We start from the raw sequence: 1,794 nt of genomic DNA, 5'->3' as shown, positions 1-1,794 counted from the left end.
GGACGGGCGGGATGCGGACGAGGCTGGGGATCTTGGCGCGAACCGCGCTGGCCCTCGTTCTGGTGGGGGGCTTCCACGTGGTGTCGTGGGCGCTGGTGCTGGGCTACGCGGTTCTGGCGGCCTTCGTGCTGTGGGCACTTCTGATAGACGGCATGCGCATGACCACACCCGCGCCGCTGTACGCGGTCGCCTTCGGTCTGCCGGCCGTGCTGGCGGTGCTGCGCGGGATGTTCTCCGGCGGCCGCGCCCCGGCCGCCCGCGGGGGCCGGGCGGTCACCCGGCGGCAGGCCCCGCGGCTGTGGGAGACGGTCACCGCCCTGGCGCGTGCGGTCGGCGCGCCCGAACCGACCGAGATCCGGCTGACGCTGGAGGCCAACGCCTCCGTCGGCGAGGACACCCGTTTCGGCGCGGGAGTGGCCGCCCGGCGCATGGAGATCGGCGTACCGCTGCTGGCGGGGCTGAGCGAGGACGAGCTGCGGGCGGTCCTCTGCCACGAGCTGGGCCACTACGCGCGCCGGCACACCCGGTTCGCGGCCACCGCCCACCGGGGCTCGGCCGCCCTGCGCACGGCGCGCGACGGCATCACCGAGGCGGCGGGGGGCAACGTCCTGGTGGCGTCCTACACGGGTTACCAGCGCTGGGTGCTGGGGGTGTACGCGTGGCTGTTCGACGCCGTCACCTTCGTCGTGCGGCGGCGCCAGGAGTTCCAGGCGGACGCGGCGGCGGCGGCCGTCGTGGGGCGGGAGGCCACGGCGTCCGCCCTGACCGCCGTCCACGCCGTCGGCGCGGCCTGGGCCGACTACCGGGCCCGGCTGCTGGACCCCATGGCCGGGCGCGGGCTGACGCCCGACGACCCGCTGCGCCCCTTCGCCGAGATGCTGGCCGATCCCGAGTACGCCGAGGCGCTTGGGGAGTGGCGGCGCAGGATGCCGGAGCCGCCCCGCTCCCGGCTGGACTCCCACCCGCCGCTGAGCCGCCGCCTGGCCGCCCTCGCCCGCGACGGGGGTGCTGCCGGCGCGGCACCCGCCCCGGGGACGGCGGTGGCGGCGGACGCCGCGTACCTCCGGCTTCCCGAGGGGGTGTGGGGTTCCCTGCTGCGCCCGCTCCTGCCGCCGTCGGGGCCGCGCAGGCCGGGGCAGCCGTGGCAGGAGTGGCTGGACGACGCCGCCGAGGCGCAGATGGTCCAGGCCGTCGAGGACCTGCGCGAGCCTCTGGCCCGGCTCTGCGAGCCCGACGCCCCGCCGGAGCCCGCCGTGGACACCGTACTGGGACTGCTGGAGGACGGGCGCGGTGCCGAGCTGGCCGAGGCGCTGCACGAGGCGGGCTGGGGCATGGACCAGTGGGGCCTGCCGGGATCGCCCGCGCAGGCGCTGGAGACCCTGGTGGGTCAGGGGCTCGCGGGCGCCGGGCGGGCGGGGTGGAGCCTGCGCTGGACGGAGCCCAGCGCCCTGGTCGTCCACGACGACGAGGCCCGGGAGACGGTGGAGCTGGCGCGGGCGGCGGCGGCCGATCCCGCGGCCGTACCCCTGCTGCGCACCCGTCTCGTCCTGTGCGGCGTCAACACCGCGGCCGCGCTGGACCGCACCGGCCCGATGGCCCGTCCGCCCGGCCCCGCCACCGGTTCCGCCACCGGTACCGGTGCCGGTGCCGGGAAGTCCGGCCGGCTGAACGGCAGGCCGGGAATGCTGGTGGCCGCGGTGGTGGTCGCGGTGGTGTTCACCTGGAATCTGCTCACCGGGGAAGACGTGACGGAGCGGCCCTCCGTACCGGGCACACCGGTCGCCCCCCTCCCCT

The 1,794-nt window shown here is 77.4% G+C and carries 1 protein-coding gene; it reads left to right on the top strand.

Annotation, left to right across the window (positions count from 1 at the left end; all coding sequences use genetic code 11):
* Positions 1–32: 32 nt before the first annotated feature.
* On the top strand, positions 33–1,794 hold a 1,762-nt coding region (locus L7D48_RS28575), incomplete at its 3' end, for a M48 family metallopeptidase (protein WP_237883970.1).

The sequence above is a fragment of the Streptomyces sp. ICN903 genome, from assembly GCF_022015835.1.
Lineage (GTDB): Bacteria > Actinomycetota > Actinomycetes > Streptomycetales > Streptomycetaceae > Streptomyces > Streptomyces fenghuangensis.
The sequence above is the reverse complement of the archived record's forward strand: the minus strand, read 5'-3'. Positions and strand labels throughout refer to the sequence as shown.